Annotated in this window: 1 protein-coding gene; it reads right to left on the reverse strand. The window is 59.1% G+C overall.

Going from position 1 to position 634, the window contains the following annotated elements:
• Positions 1–257, reverse strand: a 257-nt coding sequence (locus tag AC0L18_RS32385; protein WP_473495743.1) for an ATP-dependent DNA ligase, incomplete at its 3' end; no start/stop codon positions are given.
• Positions 258–634: the final 377 nt, after the last annotated feature.

Below are 634 nucleotides of genomic sequence, written 5' to 3' on the forward strand. Positions count from 1 at the left end.
TCGAACGCGACGAAATAGAGGTCGTGCTGGCGTCTGGTGATTGCCTTGCGCAGCGCGGCAAAATCCGAAAGGCCAGCCTCATTCAAGACGACGACTTCGCCGTCGATGATGGCATTCTCCACGTTGAGACCTTTTGCTGCCTCGACCAGGTCGCGGTATTTGGAGGTCCAGTCTAGGCCGCGGCGGGTGAAGATCCGCGCACCGTCGGCGTAGATTATGATCTGGGAGCGGTAGCCGTCGAATTTGGCTTCGTGCATCCAGTCGTCACCTTGGGGCGGCTTCGCTACCAAGGTGGGCATCATCGGTCGGATGAACTCAAGCCGGCCGACGCCGGTACTTACAATTTTACGCACTTTTTCGATTCTAGGCTCATCCGATTTGATGGCTAGGAGAACGGACCATGACCATTTTACTAAATTAGCGATGACGCATGCAGCGGCATATAGTTCGCGTGGCCGGCGACCCAAACGCCCCCGCTGGCCCGGCGGCCCGATCGTCGCCCCCCAAGTGGCTGTCGGGCCGTCCCTTACTCGGGCGAGAGATACATCTCCGCCTCCTTAGCGGCAGCCACGAAAGCCTTTCGGATCACGTGAGGGTCAATCGGATCGCCCTCCAGTGCTGACAGGCAGAGGGT

The organism is Mesorhizobium sp. WSM4819 (genome assembly GCF_055811215.1).